The following is a 17,526-nucleotide window of genomic DNA, read 5'->3' as shown; positions in this document are numbered from 1 at the left end:
GCGCCGCCAGCGCGAGCGGAGAAGACAGGCGTGACGATCCCGTACCCGAACAGCCAGCCGGTGCCGGCCATCGCCGCGGTGAGCCCACCGTCGGGCGCGGCACGGCCCCGGGTGACCTTCCTCGGCACCGGTTACCTCGGCGCAACGTACGCCATCTGCTACGCGGAACTCGGCTACGAGGTGCTCGGCTTCGACGTCGACGCCGACAAGATCGCCAAGCTGAACGCGGGCGAGGTGCCGATCCACGAGCCCGGCCTGGACGAGCTGCTGCGCCGTAACCTCGCCGCCGGTCGGCTGCGGTTCAGCACCGACATCGCCGAGACCGCCGACTTCGGGGACGTCCACTTCATCTGCGTCGGCACCCCGCAGCGCGCCGACGGCATGGGCGCGGACCTGTCGTACGTCGAGGCGTCGGTGACCGGGCTGGCCCAGCACCTGACCCGCAAGTCGCTGATCGTCGGCAAGTCCACCGTCCCGGTCGGCACCGCCGAGTGGGTGGAGCAGCTGGTCGGCAAGCACACCCCGGCCGACCTGGGCGTCGAGGTGGCGTGGAGCCCGGAGTTCCTCCAGGAGGGCTTCGCCGTCGACGACGTGCTGCGGCCCAACCGGATCGTGGTGGGCGTCAAGAGCGAGTGGGCCAACGGCATGCTCTACGCCGCCCACAAGGGCGTCTTCGACCTGGCCGCCACCGAGGACCGCGAGGTCCCCCTGGTGGTCACCGACTTCGCCACCGCCGAGCTGGTCAAGGTCGCCGCGAACGCCTTCCTCGCCACCAAGATCTCCTTCATCAACGCGATGGCCGAGGTCTGCGAGGTGGCCGGCGGCGACGTCACCCAGCTGGCCCGGGCCATCGGGTACGACCCCCGGATCGGCAACCGGTTCCTCCAGGCCGGCCTCGGCTTCGGCGGCGCCTGCCTGCCCAAGGACATCCGCGCCTTCCAGGCCCGGGCACAGGAGCTGGGCGCCGGTGAGGCGCTGCGGTTCCTGCACGAGGTCGACCTGATCAACCTGCGTCGGCGTACCCGGGTGCTCCAGCTCTCCGCCGACCTGCTCGGCCGCCGCTCGGGCCCGGCCGGGCCCGACTTCTCCGGCACCCGCATCGCCGTGCTCGGCGCGACCTTCAAGCCCAACACCGACGACGTACGCGACGCCCCGGCGCTCGCCGTGGCCGGCCTGCTGCACAAGGCCGGCGCCGACGTGCACGTCTACGACCCGCAGGGCGCCGAGAACGCCCGCCGGGCGATGCCGGAGCTGAGCTACGAGGCCAGCATGGCCGACGCGGTCACCGGCGCCGACCTGGTCTGCGTGCTCACCGAGTGGGCCGACTTCCGCAATGCCGACCCGGTCGCCCTCGGCGAGCTGGTCGCCGGCCGCCGGGTGGTCGACGGTCGCAACTGCCTGGACGCCACCCTCTGGACCCAGGCCGGCTGGGACTACCGGGGCATGGGTCGCCCCTGACACCCCAGGCCCCTTCACCGACCTGACGGCCGGCCGCGGAACTCTCCGCGGTCGGCCGTCGATGTTTTTGTTGCCACCGAGGCGGTGCCAACGGTCGAAATCCGCGCCGGCTTTGGGCATGCTGCGACAGTGGAAGTCCACAGTGCGGTCCAGCCGGGTGGAGGGGTGTCGTGCAGACCTTTCAGTGCTCCTCGTGCGGCCGGCAGATCAAACCTGCCGCCACCTGCCCACACTGCGGCGCGCACCAGCCACAGTGGGGTGAGCACCTGGCGGAGATCGAGCGCTCGATCGCGGAGATGAAGGCGCGCGACGCCGAGATCGCCAAGGAGCAGCGGCAGATCGCCGCCAAGATGCAGGCCGCCCTCTTCCAGCGGGACATCCTCGCGCACGCCGGTGAGGAACGGCTCAAGCAGGCCACCCGGCCGCGCCGGGTGCTGCGCCGCCGTCCCGGCCGCAGGCCGCCGACCGCCGCCACCGGGGCGCCACCCCGGGTGCCCCGGCAGGGCACCGCGCCCCCCGGGCCGCCGGAGTCGCCGCCCCCGCCGCCGCCCGGCGCGGCGCGCTGGCTCGACGCCGACAATCCCGAGCACCCGCCGGAGGCCTCCTCCCGCGAGGTGCAGAACATCCCCCTCGGGCTGGGCGCGCTGCTGCTCGGCGTGGCCGCCGTGGTCTTCGCCGCCGTCGCCACCAGCTCGATGGACGCGCTGGCCCGGCTCGGGGTGCTGCTCGTCGCCACGGTGCTGCTGCTGCTCGCCCCACCGGCGCTGGCCCGCCGGGGTCTGACCTCCACCGCCGAGACCATCTCCGCGGTCGGCCTGCTGCTGGTGCCGCTGGCCGGGTACGCGCTGTGGGCCGTGGACCGGATCGGCGGCGGGGGCGCCTCGGGCGCCGTCTTCGCCGGGTCGATCTTCGCGGTCACCGCCGTGGTGGCGACGGGGTACGCCCTGTCCACCGGCCTACGGGCACCCCGGTTCGCCGCCGTCCTCGCCGCCCAGCCGGTGCTGCCGCTGCTCGCGTACGAGCGGATCACCGGGCCGGCCGGCTGGGCGCTGGTGCTGACCGTGGTGGCGGTGTTGGACCTGGCGCTGGCGCGCAGCGGCCTGATGACGGAGCGACCGGTCCGGCGGGACCTGCCCACCGAGCCCGCCCCGCCGCCGACCCCCCGGCAGCGCGACGGGGGTGGCCGCCCGGAGGGCGCCCCGGAGGAGGCCGGCGAGGTCCTCTCCCCGCAGTCCGCCACGCCCTCGTCGGCACAGCCGGCCCGACCGGTGCCCTGGCTGCGGGAGCTGACCATGCTGCTGCACGGCGTCGCGGTGGCGATGGCCCTCGCGTACGCGGTCACCGCGCTGCTGCGGGCGACCACCGTGCCGCTGGCCGTCGGCGCCGCGGTGGTCCTGCTGCTGGCCGCGGCGGTAGCGCTGGCCGGGACGGTCGCCGTGGGCCGGCCGCCGCTGCCCGACGTCGGGGCCGGCATCGTCACGCTCGCCGTGATCGGCGCCCTGGGCCGGGTCGCCTCGGTGGCCCTGCCGGGGCGCGCCCTGGTGCTGATCGCCGCCGTCATCACCCTGGTCGGCCTGGCTGTCCGGGCGCTGCCCGCGACGGCCCGGCGGGGGCCCCAGCTCGCCTCGGCCGCCGCGTTGACGGTCGCCGGCCTGGTGGTCGCCGGGGGCGCGCTGCGCGCCGGGCTCGCCCCGGTACGCGCCGCGCTGCCGCCCTGGGCGGCCGACCTGGACCGCTACCCGACGGAGCTGGCCGCGGGGGTCGGGCCGGCCGCCTGGCAGCTCGCCGCCAGCGCCTTCCTGCTCACCGTCGCCGCGGTGCTCGCCCTGCCACCGGAGGTCCGGCGTGAGTTCGCGGTGGTCGGCGCCGCGCTGACCGCGCTCGCCGTGCCGGCCTCGTTCGGGCTCGGCTGGGCGGCGGCCCCGTGGCCGATGGTGCTGACCGCGGTCGGCATCGGCCTGGCCGGGCTCTCCGCGCCGACCACCCGCGCCGCGCGGGCGCACGCCCTGGCCGCGGCCGGAGTGGGGCTGATCGGCGCCGGGGCCGGCCTGGCCCGGCCGGCGCTGACCTGCGCCGTGCTGCTGGTGCTCTTCGTGGCCGGAATCCTCGTGGCGCTCGCCCCCCGGGTCCGGATCGCCCCGGCCGGGGCGGACACCCTGGCCGGCTGGGCGGCCGGCGGCGCGGCGTTCGCCCTGCCGGGTGCGGTGGCCGCGTTCGTGGCGGCCACCGCGCCGGTCGACCCGACGCCCACCCCGGCCAGCCTGCGGGAGGTGACCGTCCCGATCCTCGCGGCCGGTTTCCTGGCCGCCTGCGCCACCCTCGGGTACGCCGCCCTCGTGCAGGTGTCCCAACGGCACGTCAGTCCCCCGTTGACGGTCGGCACCGCGCTGGGCGCGCTCGCCGTCACCGCGGCGGCGTTCGGCGCGCCGGGCGCCACGGTCGCCGACGCCTGGGTGGGCGTCCTGGTGCTGATCGCGGCGGTGTTGCTCGTCTTCGCCCCGTCGATCGACGCCGGCCGCCGCTCCGACCTGGTGCTCGACGGCGCCGACCTGGCGGCGGCCGCGGCCACCACCGCCCTGATCGCCACCCTGGTCCGGGTCGCGGCCGTGCTCACCCCGGGCGGGCAACTCGCGGTCGCCGCCGCGCTGGTCCTGCTGGTGGGTGTCGCCGCCCGGGCGCTGCCCGAGGAGTGGCGGCGCGGTCCGATCGTCGGCATAGTGGTCGGCGGCGTGCTGATCGGTCTGCTCGCCGGCTGGTCCGCGCTGCGCGGCGGCCTCGGCGTGCTGGCCACCCCCGGCCCGATCTGGGCCGGGGACCTGTCCGGCTGGCCGGCCGCCCCGACGGGGGGCTCCACCTGGCAGGCCCCGGTGGCGTTGGCGCTGCTGGCCGTCACCGCCGGCATCCTGCTGCCGTCCCCGTGGCGGTACGACGTCGCCGGGGTGGCCGCCGTGCTCGCCACCATCGGCGCGCCGGCCGCGTTCGACCTGTCCTGGTGGTCGCCGGTGCTGGTGGGTGCCGCGGTGGCCACCGCGTTCGGCGTCGCCGCCGCCGCCTCGGTCGACCCGCGGGCCGGGCTGTCCCGGGCCGTCGTGGCGGGCGCGGTCGCCCTGCACGCGGCCGGTGCCGGACTGGTCCGGCCGTGGACCACCGCCCTGGCCCTGGGCAGCATCGCGCTGATCGGCGCGGTGGTCGCCGCGCTGGCCCGGTCCTCGGCCGTCCCGCTGGTCGAGGACGTGGAGTCCGAAGGGATGCCGCCGCACCTGGTGCAGGTCGGCGGGGCGGCCACCGCCGCCGCGGTCCTCGCCTTACCGGGCGCGGTGGCGGCCCTGGCGGCCGAGTTCGGCCGCCCGGCCGAGGTGTTGCTGACCGCGGCGCTCGCCGCGTCCAGCCTCGCCCTGGCCGCCGTGGCGGCGGCCCGCCGCCGGGTCCCGCAATACCTGCCGTACGCCAGCATCGGGGTGGTCGGGGGCGCCACGATCAGCGCCGTGGCGGCCATCTTCACCGGACTGCCCGCCGGCGTGTACGCCGCCGCCGCGGCCCTGCTCGGGGTGCTCGCCGAACTGGTCCGCGGCGCCACCGAGCCGCCCGCCGGCTCGGCCCACCCGGTCCGCCGCTGGTCGGTGCTGTGGGACGGCGCCCTGCGCCGGCTGCCCGACGACGGCACCGCCCGTCGATGGCGGGTCAGCCCGGCCGCCGGTGCGCTCGCCGCAGCCGTGGCACCGACCGTGCTGGCGCTGGCCTCGATCGCACCGGCCCTGGTGGTCGCGCTGGTCGAGCCGTACCGGTGCCTCACCCGGATCTGGCAGGGGCCACCGCCGGAGCTGCTCACCCCGCCGGCCGGGGCGGTCGGCGCCGTGCACGTGCTGACCGCGCTGCTGCTCACGATCACCGCCGCGCTGGCGGCCACCGGGTTCAGCGGGGGCCGGCGGTCCCGCGCGGTCCCCGTGGTGCTGCCCGGCGCGGCGGTGACCCTGCTGATCACCCCGATCGCGCTGGGCCACGGCTGGCCGGAGAGCGCCCTGGCCGGGCTGGCCGTGTTCACCCTCTCCATGCTGGGCCTGGCGTTGACCCTGCCGCCCCCGCTGGTCGAGCCGGCCCGGTCGTTGCGGCTCGCCCGGGTGCTGGTCTTCGTGATCGGGCTCGCTGCCGGTGGCGCCGGGCTGGCCGGCAACCTCGCCACCAGGGAGCTGACCCTGTTCACCCTCGGCGGCGCGGTGGCCGTGGGCACGGTCGCCGCGCTCTTCGGCACCACCCAGCGGGCCCGGATCCTGGGGTGGCTCTTCGCCTCGCTGATGGCCCAGCTCTTCGTGCTCACCCTCGGCCTGGTGGCCGGCCTGGCTGCGGTCTGGTCGGCGTTCGGGGTGCTGGCGGTGGGCGCCGCCCTCCAGGTCTTCGCGGCGACCCTGCCCCGGCTGCGTCGCCCCGAGGCGCAGCGGGAGGCGGCCACGGTCGAGTGGAGCGGGTACGCCGCGGCGCTCATCGCCCTGGCACTCGCCTTCGACTCGCCCCGGCACATCGCCGCGCTGCTGGCCGCCTGGGGCGCGGTGCTCGGCATCGCGGCGACCCGGCCGGGCCGGCGGCCGACGGAACGGCGCATCCTGTTCTGGTCGGTGGTGGCCTGCGAGATCAGCGCCTGGTGGATCCTGATGCGGGTCGCCGACGTGGCGCTGCCGGAGGCGTACACGCTGCCGTTCGCGGCGCTCGCCCTGCTGGTCGGAATCCTGGAGCTGCGGCACCGCCCGGACCTGAGCAGCTGGGTGGCGTACGGGCCGGCTCTGGTCGCCGCCTTCGTGCCGACCCTGGCCATCGTGCTGGCCACCGACTCGAGCATGCTGCGGCAGGTGCTGCTGCTGCTCGGCGCGGTGGCCGTGCTGATCTTCGGGTCGACCAGCCGGCAGCAGGCGCCGGTCATCGTCGGGGCCACGGTCACCGCGATCGCCGCGGTGCACGCCCTGTTCAGCCTCGGCCCGTGGCTGGTGATGATCCCGGTCGGGTTGCTGCTGCTGGTGCTCGGCGCGAGCAACGAACGGCGCCGCCGCGCCCAGGAACGACTCCAGACGGCACTGCGCGGCATGCGGTGAAGCGGAGGGGTGGGATTGATCGGAGGGGTGGGCGCGGGGGTCGGGGGTCGGGCTGAGTGGTCCGGGTGGGAGCTGCCGGGGCTTGCCGCATTGCACGGCCGTTGCCGCCCGCCTGCACGACCACTCTGCTCACCCTGAGTGCCGAGGCGGAGGAAGCCGCCTCAATCCCTCCGCGCCTTTGCTCTGCTGCCCCCCACGCGACAGTTACCGATAGCTACGACAGGCAGGCCGGTCGACGTCGTCCACGCCGACTCGATCAGCAGCTCAGCTCGATGTTGCGTCGGCAGCAGCAGAGCAAAGGGAGAGTGGAACATCCAGGGCAGGAGAGTTGGCGAACACAATCGGTGACGAGGGTGCCCCGACGGAAACCATCACGCTGAGTGGCGCTGGGGCGCAGAGGGCGAGATCCACCGTCGGGGCCACGGGCGGGCGGTCCGGCCCGGTCCGGTCGCGACAGACGAGCGGTGCGCTCAGCACGTGCAGCTCGGCGCGGGGTCGGGCACCAGCGGCCGTGAGGGGCTGCCGGCGGCAGACGGGTCAGGTCAGCGAGGCACGCAGCGCGGCGTCCTTCTCCGCGACCAGTTCCTCCAGGTCGGCCTGGTACGCCGCCATCCGGTCCAGCAGCTCCGGGTCGGCCACACCGAGCATCCGGACGGCGAGCAGACCGGCGTTGCGGGCGTTGCCGATGGAGACCGTGGCGACCGGCACGCCGGCCGGCATCTGCACGATGGAGAGCAGGGAGTCCATCCCGTCCAGGTGCTTCAGCGGCACCGGAACGCCGATCACCGGCAGCGGGGTCACCGAGGCGACCATGCCGGGGAGCGCGGCGGCCCCGCCGGCCCCCGCAATGATCACCTTCAGGCCGCGGCCGGCGGCGGCGCGACCGTATTCGATCATCTTGACCGGGGTCCGGTGCGCGGAGATCACCTGGACCTCATAGGAGACGCCGAACTCGTCCAGCGCAGCGGCGGCGGCGCGCATGGTGGGCCAGTCCGAGTCGCTACCCATGATCAGCCCGACGGTGGTCGCGCCGGTCCGCCCCTCGTCCGTGCCAGCGAGGTCGTTCACTCGTGCCCCTCCTGAAGCCAGCGGGCGGCGCGGGCCGCCCGGGCGCGTACGTCGTCCAGGTCGTCGCCGAGCACCGTGACGTGCCCGATCTTGCGCCCGGGGCGGACCTGCTTGCCGTACAGGTGGACCTTGGCGCCCGGCTCCGCGGCGAACAGGTGGTGCAGCCGCTCGTCGATGGAGATCCCACCCGGCTCACCGCCGAGGACGTTCGCCATCACCACCACCGGGGCGGTGAGCGAGGTGTCCCCCATCGGGTAGTCGAGCACCGCCCGCAGGTGCTGCTCGAACTGGGAGGTGCGCGCCCCCTCGATGGTCCAGTGCCCGGAGTTGTGCGGGCGCATGGCCAGCTCGTTGACGACCAGCCCGGCCGGCGTCTCGAACAGCTCGACGGCGAGCAGGCCGACCACGCCGAGCGCGGTGGCCAGGTCGATGGCGAGCTGCTGGGCGGCGACGGCCAGCTCCTCCGGCAGGCCGGGCGCGGGCGCCAGGACCTCCACGCAGATGCCGTCGCGCTGCACCGTCTCCACCACCGGGTACGCGGCGACCTGGCCGAACGGCGAACGGGCGACCTGCACGGCCAGCTCGCGGCGCAACGCCACCCGCTCCTCGACGATCAGCGGGGTGCCACCGGCGAGCAGCGTCGCCGCCAACGCGGCGGCCTGGGTGGCGTCGTCCACCATCCAGACGCCCCGGCCGTCGTAGCCGCCGCGGGCCGCCTTCAGCACCACCGGCCAGCCCTGCTCGTCGCCGAAGGCGACCAGGTCGGCCGGCTCGGCCACCGGCCGCCAGGCCGGGTTCGGGGCGCCCAGCTCGCCGAGGCGTTCGCGCATGACCCGCTTGTCCTGGGCGTGCAGCAGCGCGTCGGCCGGCGGGAAGAGCTTGACGCCCTCCGCCTCCAGGGCGCGGATGTGCCCGGTCGGGACGTGCTCGTGGTCGAAGGTGACCACGTCGCAGCCCTTGGCGAAGGTGCGCAGGGCGGTGAGGTCGGTGTGGTCGCCGTACTGGACGTCGGCGGCGACCAGCGCGGCGCCGTCGTCGGGGGCGACCGCCAGCACGTGCAGTGACTGGCCGAGGGCGATGGCGGCCTGGTGGGTCATCCGGGCCAACTGGCCACCGCCCACCATGCCGACGACGGGAAGACCGGTGCGGGAGTCCATAGCGCGGCCAGCCTATCCGGGTCGCCGGCCGCCCCGGCCGCGAGGTCCGCGGGTCGGGACGGCCGCGTCGGCGGTCAGGAGAGCTGGGCGACCAGGTCGTCGACCGAGGTCACCGGCCGCTGGCAGACGAAACCCCGGCAGACGTACGCGGTGGGCCGCCCGTCGACCAGCGGCCGGTCGGCCAGCAGCGGCACGCCGGGCTGGTCCGGGGCGCCCGCCACCACCACCGCGCCGGGCGGGGCGTACCGGCGGGCCGCGGCGACCAGCGGGTCGTCGGCCGGGGCGTCGGTGACCACCGCGATCTCGTACGGGCCGGAGAGCAGCGCCTCGCCCACCGTCGCCGCGTACCCGGTGAACCGGGCGTGCCGCCCGACCAGGGGCGCGACGGTCGACAGCGCCCGCTCGGCCGCCTCCCGGTAGCGGGTCTGGCCGGTCAGCGCCGCGTACGCCACCAGCGCCGCCACGATCGCCGAGCGCCCGGACGGGGTGGCGTTGTCGGTCGGGTCGGCGGGGCGGGCCACCAGCCGCTCGGCGTCGTCGGCGGTGTCGTAGAAGCCGCCGTCCGGGGCGGCGAACCGGGCCAGCGCGGTCTCCAGCAGCTGCCCGGCCAGCTCCAGCCAGCGCCCCTCACCGGTGAGCTGGTGCAGGGCGCAGAACGCCTCGGCCACGCACCCGTAGTCCTCCAGCACGCCGGCCGGCTCGCCCACCTGCCCGTGCCGGGAGGCGCGGCGCAGGCGGCCGTCGACCAGGTGCACCCGGGCCAGGTGTTCGGCGGCGTCCCGCATGGTGCCGTCGGCGACGATCGTGACGCCGTCCATCAGGTTGGCGTCCTCCGCCTCCGGGTCCCCGTAGAGCGCGGCGACCTGGAGGAACTCGGCGAGGGCGGTGATCGCCAGGCCGTTCCAGGCGGCCACCACCTTGTCGTCGCGGGCCGGCTGGGGGCGGGTGTCCCGGGCCACCAGCAACCGCCCGACGACCTCCTGCCACCGCGCCCGTACGGCCGGGTCGGCGTCGTCGACGTCCCGCGCCAGCCGCAGCACGCTGGTGCCGTGTTCAAAGGTTCCCGCCTCGGTCACCTCGAACAGGTCGGCGGCCCAGCGGCCGTCCTCCCCGCCCAGCGCCTCGACCAGCTGCGCCGGGGTCCACGAGTAGGTCAGCCCCTCGACGCCGTCGGTGTCGGCGTCCAGCGCGGAGGCGAAGCCGTCCTGCGGCCGGTGCAGCTCGTCGGCGAGGAACCGGGCGACGTCCCGGGCCACCCGGCGCGCCAGCCGGTCGCCGGTCAGCCGCCACAGCTGGGTGTAGACCCGCAGCAGCAGGGCGTTGTCGTAGAGCATCTTCTCGAAGTGCGGCACCGTCCAGTGCCCGTCCACCGAGTACCGGGCGAAGCCACCGGCCAGCTGGTCGTAGATGCCACCGCGGGCCATCGCCTCGCAGGTGTGCCGGACGATCTCCAGGCTGCGCGCCGAGCCGGTGCGCTGGTGGTGGCGCAGCAGGAAGAGCAGGTTCATGTGCGGCGGGAACTTCGGCGCGCCACCGAACCCGCCGTTGCGCTCGTCGTACTCCTTGGCGAGCTGGTCGGCGGCGGCGTCGAGCAGTTCGACGGTGAGCGGGGCGGTGGGGCCGCCGACGGCCTGGGCGCCGCCGATCGCCTCGACCACCGCGGCGCCCTGCTTGAGCACCGCGTCCCGCTGGTCGCGCCAGGCGGCGGCGACCGACTCCAGCAACCGGACGAAGTTCGCCCGGGGGAAGTACGTGCCGCAGAAGAACGGCGTGCCGTCCGGGGTGGCGAAGACGGTCATCGGCCAGCCCCCCTGCCCGGTCATCGCCTGCGTCGCCGTCATGTAGACCGCGTCGACGTCGGGGCGCTCCTCCCGGTCCACCTTGATCGACACGAAGTTCTCGTTCATGAGCGCGCCGACCTGCTCGTTCTCGAACGACTCGTGGGCCATCACATGACACCAGTGGCAGGCGGCGTAGCCGACCGAGATCAGCACCGGCACGTCCCGGCGCTTCGCCTCCGCGAAGGCCTCCGCGCACCACGGCCACCAGTCGACCGGGTTGTCCGCGTGCTGGAGGAGGTACGGCGAGGTGGCGTCGGCGAGTCGGTTCACCCGACGACCATATCCAGCCGTCCCGGTCGTCGCCGGTCGGACGTCGCGTCGGTCAGGAGGCGCCGTCGGCGCGCAGCGGGAAGACGTTCGACTCGGCCGAATCGCGCAGCGTGCCGAGCACCGCGCCGATCTTGTCCGCCGGCATCGGCTTGAAGAAGTGGTAGCCCTGGGCGGCGGTGCAGCCCAGCTCGGCCAGGGTGAGCCGCTGCTCGGCGGTCTCCACGCCCTCGGCCACCACCCGCAGCCCCAGCTCGTGGGCGAGCCCCACGGTGGTACGCACGATCGCCGCCGCTTCCGGCGACTCCGCCATCCGGATCACGAAGGACCGGTCCACCTTCAGCTCGTCGACGGCGATCCGGGTCAGGAAGGTCAGTGAGGAGAAGCCGGTGCCGAAGTCGTCCACGGCCAGTTGCACGCCCATCGACCGGAGCGTGGCGAGCACCTCGTCGATGACCTCCAGCTCGCTCATCACCACGGTCTCGGTGATCTCCAGGACCAACCGGTGCGGCGGGACCTGGTGCCGGCGCAGCGCGTCGCCGATCTCGTCGGGCAGCGCCGGGTCGAGCAGGCTGCGCGCCGACAGGTTCACCGAGATCGGCACGTCCAGCCCCTGCCGGGCCCAGTCCGCGGCGACGGCGAGCGCCTTGTCCAGCACGTACCGGGTGAAGGTGCCGAGCTGTTCGCTGTTCTCCACCGGGTGGATGAACTCGGACGGGCCGAGCCAGCCGCGTCGGGGATGCCGCCACCGGATCAGCGCCTCCACCCCGGTCGGCGCCCCGGTGGCCAGGTCGACGGCGGGTTGCAGGGCCAGCACCAGCTGGTCGTCGGCGGCCAACGCCTCACGCAGTTCGGCCAGCAGGGCGAGCTGGTCGGTGCTCGCGTCGTCCCGGGCGCTGTCGTACACGGCGACGCTGCCGCCGCCCTCCTTGGCCTGGTACATCGCGATGTCGGCCCGGCGCAGCAGCTCGGTCAGGTCGGCGGTGCCCGCGTCGGCGACCACCACCCCGACGGAGACCTCGACGGACATCCGCACCCCGGCCACCTCGGTCGGGGCGGCCAGTCGCTCGGCGATCTCCCGGGCGGTGCGCAGCGCGTACGCCATCGGGGCGGCCCGGTCGCCGATCACCGGAACCGACGTCATGAGCAGGGCGAACTCGTCGCCGCCGAGCCGGCCGAGCAGGTCCGACGGGCGGGCGAGGGTGCCCAGCCGGTTGGCGGTCAGCCGGAGCAGCTGGTCACCGGCCGAGTGCCCCAGCGTGTCGTTGACCTCCTTGAACTGGTTGATGTCCAGCAACAGCAGGGCGACGGGCTGGTCGTGGGCGAGCTGGCGCAGCGCCTGGTCGCCCCGGCCCAGCATGGCGGCCCGGTTGACCAGCCCGGTCAGCGGATCGTGCACCGCGTCGTACGACGATCGCGCGGTGACCAGCCGCAGCTCGGCGTGGGTGGCGGCGTCGTGCAGGGCGGCGGCGAGGGCGTCACCGAAGGCGGCCAACGCGTCCCGTTCCCGGTCGCAGGGTGGCGCGGACCGGGGGAAGCGCACCCGCAGCTCGCCGACCGTGGTGTCGCCGACGGTGAGCGACCGGGCCAGCTCGTGCGGCCCCGGCTCGACGCCGGCCGGCGGGCCGGTCTCCCGGTCCCGCAGCCGTCCACTGGCGTCCATCCGGTAGCGCCACCAGCTGCCGTCGGGGCGGACCACGTCCACGTCCACCGTCTCGGCGCCGAACAGGCCCAGCGCGCCGGTGACCGCGGCGCCGGCGACCCCCCCGCTCGTCGAGCTGGTTGAGGGCGGCGGTGGCCTCGGCGAACGTCCGCCAGGTGCGGCGTTCCTCCTCGGCCCGCAGCCGGTGCCGGTAGGTCTGCTGGAGCAGCCACAACGGCGGCGGGAGCAGCAGCAACCAGCGGGGGTCGAGTTCCAGCAGGGCCACCACGACCAGCCCCACCGCCACGTTGCCGACGAACATCAGCAGCTTGCCGCGGACCGCCGCGAGCAGCGGCGGCCCGATCGGCGTGCCGTGCCGCAGCGCGATCTGGGCACCGCCCAGCCAGGCGGTGACGAGCAGGTAGGTGACCGAGCCGGCGGTCAGGGCGAGGGCCAGCTCCGGGGTGGGCGCGGCGAGCAGCGGTCGGCCCAGCGCGGTGGCGACGGCCACGGCGAGCGAGGTGGCGGCGGTCAGGGAGGCGGTGATCCGCAGGATCTCCGCCGCCGGTCGCCGGTCGGCCAGCAGGGACATCGCCGTCCAGGCCGCGCCCGTGCCGAGCAGCGCCGCCGTCGGCAGCCAGCCGGCGGGGACGAGGTAGAGGCAGACGATCAGCGCCGCCTCGCCCCAGGTGATGCTGACCATTCCGGCCGCGGTGCGGAACCGCAGCCGGGCCAGCTGGGCGAGGGCGAAGGCCGCGACCGCGATCCCGAAGCGGGCGTACGCGGGCAGCGGATCGTCCGTGGGCAGGGCGACCGGGATGGTCCACCCGACCGCCGAGGCGGCCAGGGCGGTCAGCGCGACCGCGGCGGTGAGCAGGTGCACGCGCGCCGGGGTGCCGCCCGGCGGGAGCCGATCGGGCGGATCTCCGGCACTGCCGGAGGTCACCGGGCCCCTCCGGCAGCCGGCCGCCAGAGGGCACGCCGGGCGGCCGCAGCTGTGCCGGTCATCGGCGCCCCCTTCCGCGCACGGCTCGGGAACTTTCGGTCCCCCCGGCGGAAGGCTAAGCCAAACGCGGTGGCCGCAACAGGGGGCAACGACCGGGTTCGACGTGAATCACGCCCCGACTAGCCGTTCCGACCCTGCTGGTGGCCGTTGGGGGCGTTCGTCGGGGATTCCTGCGCTGTGGTCCCGTCCGTCGGATCGGTGGCCGCCAGGTCGGCCCGACCCGGCCCGGTCGGCCGGCCCTGGACCGGGAACCGGTCGGGCAGCCGGCGCAGCCGCGCGTTCATGTTGCGGATCAGCAGGACGGTGGCGGTGGCCAGGAGCAGGATGAGGAACAGCCCCATCGGCCCGGCCAGACCACCCGTGCGGGTGTCCCCGAAGTTGTTCTCCGCGAGCACCTGGGCGGCGGTCAGCATGGTGGGTCTCCGATGTGCGGTGGGGTTTCAGCGTAGCTCCCGGCCCGGTCAGCCGGCGTGGGCCGTCTCCCGCACCCCGGCGAAGAGGTCCGACTCGGGCAGCGGGCTGTCCACCACCGAACGGGCGAGCTGGAAGTCCTCGGTGGGCCAGGCCCGACGCTGCATCTCCATCGGCACGTGGAACCAGAAGCCGTCCGGGTCGATCTGGGTGGCGTGGGCACGCAGCGCGTCGTCCCGGACGGGGAAGTAGTCCGCGCACTCGACCCGGGTGGTGATCCGTGGGCCCTTGTCGGGGCGGTCCTCCCAGCGCTTGATCCAGTCGTCGTACGGCGACTCGAGGCCGGCGGCGAGCATCCCCTCGTGCAGGGCCATGATCTTGCCCTTGGAGAAGCCGATGTCGTAGTAGAGCTTCAGCGGCTGCCACGGCTCTCCGAGCTCCGGGAAGCGCTCCGGGTCGCCGGCCGCCTCGAAGGCCGCCACGCTGATCTTGTGGGTCATGATGTGGTCCGGGTGCGGGTAGCCGCCCTCCTCGTCGTACGTGGTGACCACGTGCGGCCGGAACTGGCGCATCAGCCGGACCAGCGGACCGGCCGCCGTCTCGACGTCCTGGAGGGCGAAGCAGCCCTCGGGCAGCGGCGGCAACGGGTCACCCTCGGGGAGGCCGGAGTCCACGAAGCCCAGCCACGCCTGCTCGACACCGAGGATGGCACGCGCGGCGTCCATCTCGGCCCGGCGGATCTCGGCGATGTTGGCCCAGACGTCCGGCCGGTCCATCTTGGGGTTGAGCACGCTGCCCCGCTCACCGCCGGTGCATGTCACGACCAGGACGTCCACGCCCTCGGCGACGTATTTCGCCATGGTCGCCGCCCCCTTGCTCGACTCGTCGTCGGGATGGGCGTGCACGGCCATGAGACGCAGTTGCTCTGCCACCTTCGGCGCTCCTCGGTGCCTACCTGCCGGCGGCCCGTCCGGGTCGGCCGGCTGACCTGCCGGTTTCTTCCCCCGTGACGCCTGGACGGCCGATGTGGCGGGCCGGCGTCGCCGCTGACCTGCCATCCTTGACTCGGAACCGGGCTGGGAAGATGGACTCTAGCCATTCTTGCCGATGCCGCCGACAACAACGCCAGGAGATACCCGCCGGTGACCGAGACGCACGCCACAGTTCCCCCGGAGGCGCCGGTTTTCCCGCCCGGGCGCTACGGCCGCCGGCGGGAAGCCGGCCGCCGCCCGCTGACCGGACGCCTGGTGGCCGCAGCCCTCATCGGGGTGCTGGTGCTCGCCGCGTGGCAGCTGTACGAGAAGTACGGCGATCCCAAGTACGACCCCCAGCTGATCACCTACACCGACATCACGGACAACCAGGTGCAGGTGGTGTTCCGGGTGGCGGTGCCTCCCGGCGGCTCGGCCACCTGCCTGCTGCGTGCCCGCGACCACGACGGGGCCGAGGTGGGCCACGACGAGGTCACCGTGACCGCCCCGCGCCGCCAGACCCACGTCACCGTCCAGCACCGGGTGGCCACCACCGCCCGGCCGTTCATCGGAGAGGTGCTGCGCTGCCGGCCGGCCTGACCGGCGTACCGCCACCGCGGTGGCCCCGCTCCGAACGACCCGACGTACCGGGCGCGGCCGGTGATCGACGACACCTCGGGATGTTTCGCACTGGTAGGGTTGGTGATTCACCTGTCAGCCAGTCCGCACTATCGAGGAGATCGCCGGTGCCCACCAATGACAACGGAGCGCCCGCCACCTGGCTGTCCCAGGACGCGTACGACCGCCTCCAGGCCGAGCTCGACGAGCTGATCGCCAACCGGCCGGTCATCGCCGCCGAGATCAACGCCCGGCGCGAGGAGGGCGACCTGCGCGAGAACGGCGGCTACCACGCCGCCCGCGAGGAGCAGGGCAAGGCCGAGGGCCGGATCCTCTACCTCAAGGAACTGCTCCGCACCGCGCAGGTGGGCGAGGCCCCGACCGCCGACGCGGTCGCACCGGGCATGGTCGTCACCATCTACTTCGACGACGACACCGAGGACACCGAGACGTTCCTGCTCGGCTCCCGGGAGATCTCGTCCACCACCGAGCTGACCGTCTACAGCCCCGAGTCCGCGCTCGGCAAGGCGATCCTGGGTGGCCGGCCGGGCCAGACCTGCACCTACACGGCGCCCAGCGGCGCCGACATCAAGGTGACCGTGGTCAAGTTCGAGCCCTTCGCCGGCTGACGACCCACCACGGACCCGCGCCGATCGGCCGGGTTCGACCCCGACCGGGCTGACAGGCCGGTCGGACCCGAACGATCTCCGACCGCCCCGACCGTCCACCGGCCGGGGCGGTCGCCGTTCCGGGTCAGGCCTCGGCGGCGAAGACCTGGTAGCCGCTGGCCCGCAGCGCGCTGATGAGCGTGTCGGAGTGCTCGACGCCCCGGGTCTCCACCGACAGCGCCACTTCCACCTCGCCCAGCCGCAGGTGCGGGTTCGCGCGCTGGTGCTCGACGTCGACCACGTTGGCCCGGTGCTCGGCGATCTCGGCGAGCAGCGAGGCGAGCTGACCCGGCCGGTCGGTGCAGCGCACGGTGACCCGCAGGTAGCGACCGGCCGCCGCGAGACCGTGTTCGATCACCCGGAGCATGAGCAGCGGATCGATGTTGCCGCCGGAGAGGACCGCCACCACCGGCGTCTCGACGGCCACGAGACCGGCCAGCAGGGCGGCCACCCCGACCGCGCCGGCCGGCTCCACCACCTGCTTGCCCCGCTCCAGCAGCATCAGCAGCGCCCGGGAGATGTCCTCCTCGGAGACCGTGACGATCTCGTCGACCAGCTTGCGGACGTGGGTGAAGGTGATGTCGCCCGGACGGCCGACCGCGATGCCGTCGGCGATCGTCGAGAACGCCGGCAGCCGCACCGGCTCGCCGGCGACCAGCGAGGGCGGGAAGGCCGCTGCGCTGGCCGCCTGCACCCCGATCACGCGTACGTCGGGGCGCAGCGTCTTCGCCGCCACCGCCATCCCGGAGATCAGGCCACCGCCGCCGACCCCGGTGACGATGGTCTTCACCTCCGGGCACTGCTCCAGGATCTCCAGCGCCACGGTGCCCTGCCCGGCGATCACGTCCGGGTGGTCGAACGGGTGGATCAGCACCGCCCCGGTCCGCTCGGCGAAGGTCTGCGCGGCCACCAGCGCCTCGTCGACGGTGGCACCGACCAGTTCCACCTGCGCGCCGTACCCCTTGGTGGCGGCGACCTTCGGCAGCGGCGCGTTGACCGGCATGAAGACCGTGGCGTGGGTGCCGACCAGCCCGGCGGCCAGCGCGACCCCCTGGGCGTGGTTGCCGGCGCTCGCCGCCACCACGCCGCGGGCCCGCTCGTCGGCGGAGAGCCGGGAGATCCGGACGTACGCGCCGCGCACCTTGTACGACCCGGCGCGCTGCACGTTCTCGCACTTGAGCCAGACCGGCCCGCCGAGCGCGGCGCTCAACGGGCGGGAGGGCTCCAGCGGGGTGGTCCGGGTGACGCCGGCGAGCAGTTCCCGCGCGGCGCGTACGTCGGCGAGACCGACCAGTTCCGTCATGCCCCGATCGTGCCATCCGGGACCGGGCGATCCGG

At 74.7% G+C, this 17,526-nt stretch carries 10 protein-coding genes and 1 pseudogene; 4 read left to right on the top strand and 7 right to left on the bottom strand.

All coding sequences use genetic code 11. The features are described from left to right. Window positions 1-30 precede the first annotated feature (30 nt). Together GA0074704_RS07870 and GA0074704_RS07865 are read left to right on the top strand one after the other, a co-directional pair. On the top strand, window positions 31-1,458 hold the full coding sequence (locus GA0074704_RS07870) for a UDP-glucose dehydrogenase family protein (RefSeq protein ID WP_088969883.1): 1,428 nt from the start codon (window positions 31-33) through the stop codon (window positions 1,456-1,458). Window positions 1,459-1,628: 170 nt separating this feature from the next. Continuing rightward, complete coding sequence (locus GA0074704_RS07865; protein ID WP_088969882.1) at window positions 1,629-6,539, top strand: SCO7613 C-terminal domain-containing membrane protein; 4,911 nt, start codon at window positions 1,629-1,631, stop codon at window positions 6,537-6,539. Between the two features lie 537 nt (window positions 6,540-7,076). On the opposite strand, the gene purE is transcribed toward GA0074704_RS07865, so the two are convergent. From purE to mca, 6 genes and pseudogenes are all read right to left on the bottom strand, one after another. Beyond that, window positions 7,077-7,547 carry a 5-(carboxyamino)imidazole ribonucleotide mutase gene (gene purE / locus GA0074704_RS07860; RefSeq protein ID WP_088973530.1) on the bottom strand — a complete coding sequence of 157 codons (471 nt, stop codon included), beginning with the start codon at window positions 7,545-7,547 and terminating at the stop codon, window positions 7,077-7,079. 56 nt (window positions 7,548-7,603) lie between these two features. Next, window positions 7,604-8,764 carry a 5-(carboxyamino)imidazole ribonucleotide synthase gene (locus GA0074704_RS07855; protein WP_088969881.1) on the bottom strand — a complete coding sequence of 387 codons (1,161 nt, stop codon included), beginning with the start codon at window positions 8,762-8,764 and terminating at the stop codon, window positions 7,604-7,606. Window positions 8,765-8,838: 74 nt separating this feature from the next. Further along, window positions 8,839-10,875 carry a thioredoxin domain-containing protein gene (locus GA0074704_RS07850; RefSeq protein ID WP_088969880.1) on the bottom strand — a complete coding sequence of 679 codons (2,037 nt, stop codon included), beginning with the start codon at window positions 10,873-10,875 and terminating at the stop codon, window positions 8,839-8,841. A 52-nt stretch (window positions 10,876-10,927) separates the two neighbouring features. After that, window positions 10,928-13,460: pseudogene (locus tag GA0074704_RS07845) on the bottom strand (EAL domain-containing protein). A gap of 179 nt (window positions 13,461-13,639) precedes the next feature. Further along, window positions 13,640-13,933, bottom strand: coding sequence for a hypothetical protein (locus GA0074704_RS07840; protein ID WP_088969879.1), 294 nt, complete (start codon window positions 13,931-13,933; stop codon window positions 13,640-13,642). A gap of 48 nt (window positions 13,934-13,981) precedes the next feature. Continuing rightward, on the bottom strand, window positions 13,982-14,863 hold the full coding sequence (mca, locus tag GA0074704_RS07835) for a mycothiol conjugate amidase Mca (protein ID WP_088969878.1): 882 nt from the start codon (window positions 14,861-14,863) through the stop codon (window positions 13,982-13,984). Between the two features lie 210 nt (window positions 14,864-15,073). On the opposite strand from mca, the gene GA0074704_RS07830 reads away from it, so the two are divergent. Together GA0074704_RS07830 and greA are read left to right on the top strand one after the other, a co-directional pair. Next, window positions 15,074-15,502 carry a DUF4307 domain-containing protein gene (locus tag GA0074704_RS07830; RefSeq protein ID WP_088969877.1) on the top strand — a complete coding sequence of 143 codons (429 nt, stop codon included), beginning with the start codon at window positions 15,074-15,076 and terminating at the stop codon, window positions 15,500-15,502. 146 nt (window positions 15,503-15,648) lie between these two features. Next, window positions 15,649-16,149: a transcription elongation factor GreA gene (greA, locus tag GA0074704_RS07825; RefSeq protein ID WP_088969876.1), complete on the top strand. Its 501-nt coding sequence runs from the start codon at window positions 15,649-15,651 to the stop codon at window positions 16,147-16,149. Window positions 16,150-16,273: 124 nt separating this feature from the next. On the opposite strand, the gene ilvA is transcribed toward greA, so the two are convergent. Further along, complete coding sequence (ilvA, locus tag GA0074704_RS07820; protein ID WP_088969875.1) at window positions 16,274-17,491, bottom strand: threonine ammonia-lyase; 1,218 nt, start codon at window positions 17,489-17,491, stop codon at window positions 16,274-16,276. Between the last annotated feature and the right edge of the window lie 35 nt (window positions 17,492-17,526).

Origin of the sequence: Micromonospora siamensis, from assembly GCF_900090305.1 — a bacterium.
In the GTDB taxonomy this organism is placed as follows: domain Bacteria; phylum Actinomycetota; class Actinomycetes; order Mycobacteriales; family Micromonosporaceae; genus Micromonospora; species Micromonospora siamensis.
The sequence above is the reverse complement of the archived record's forward strand: the minus strand, read 5'-3'. Positions and strand labels throughout refer to the sequence as shown.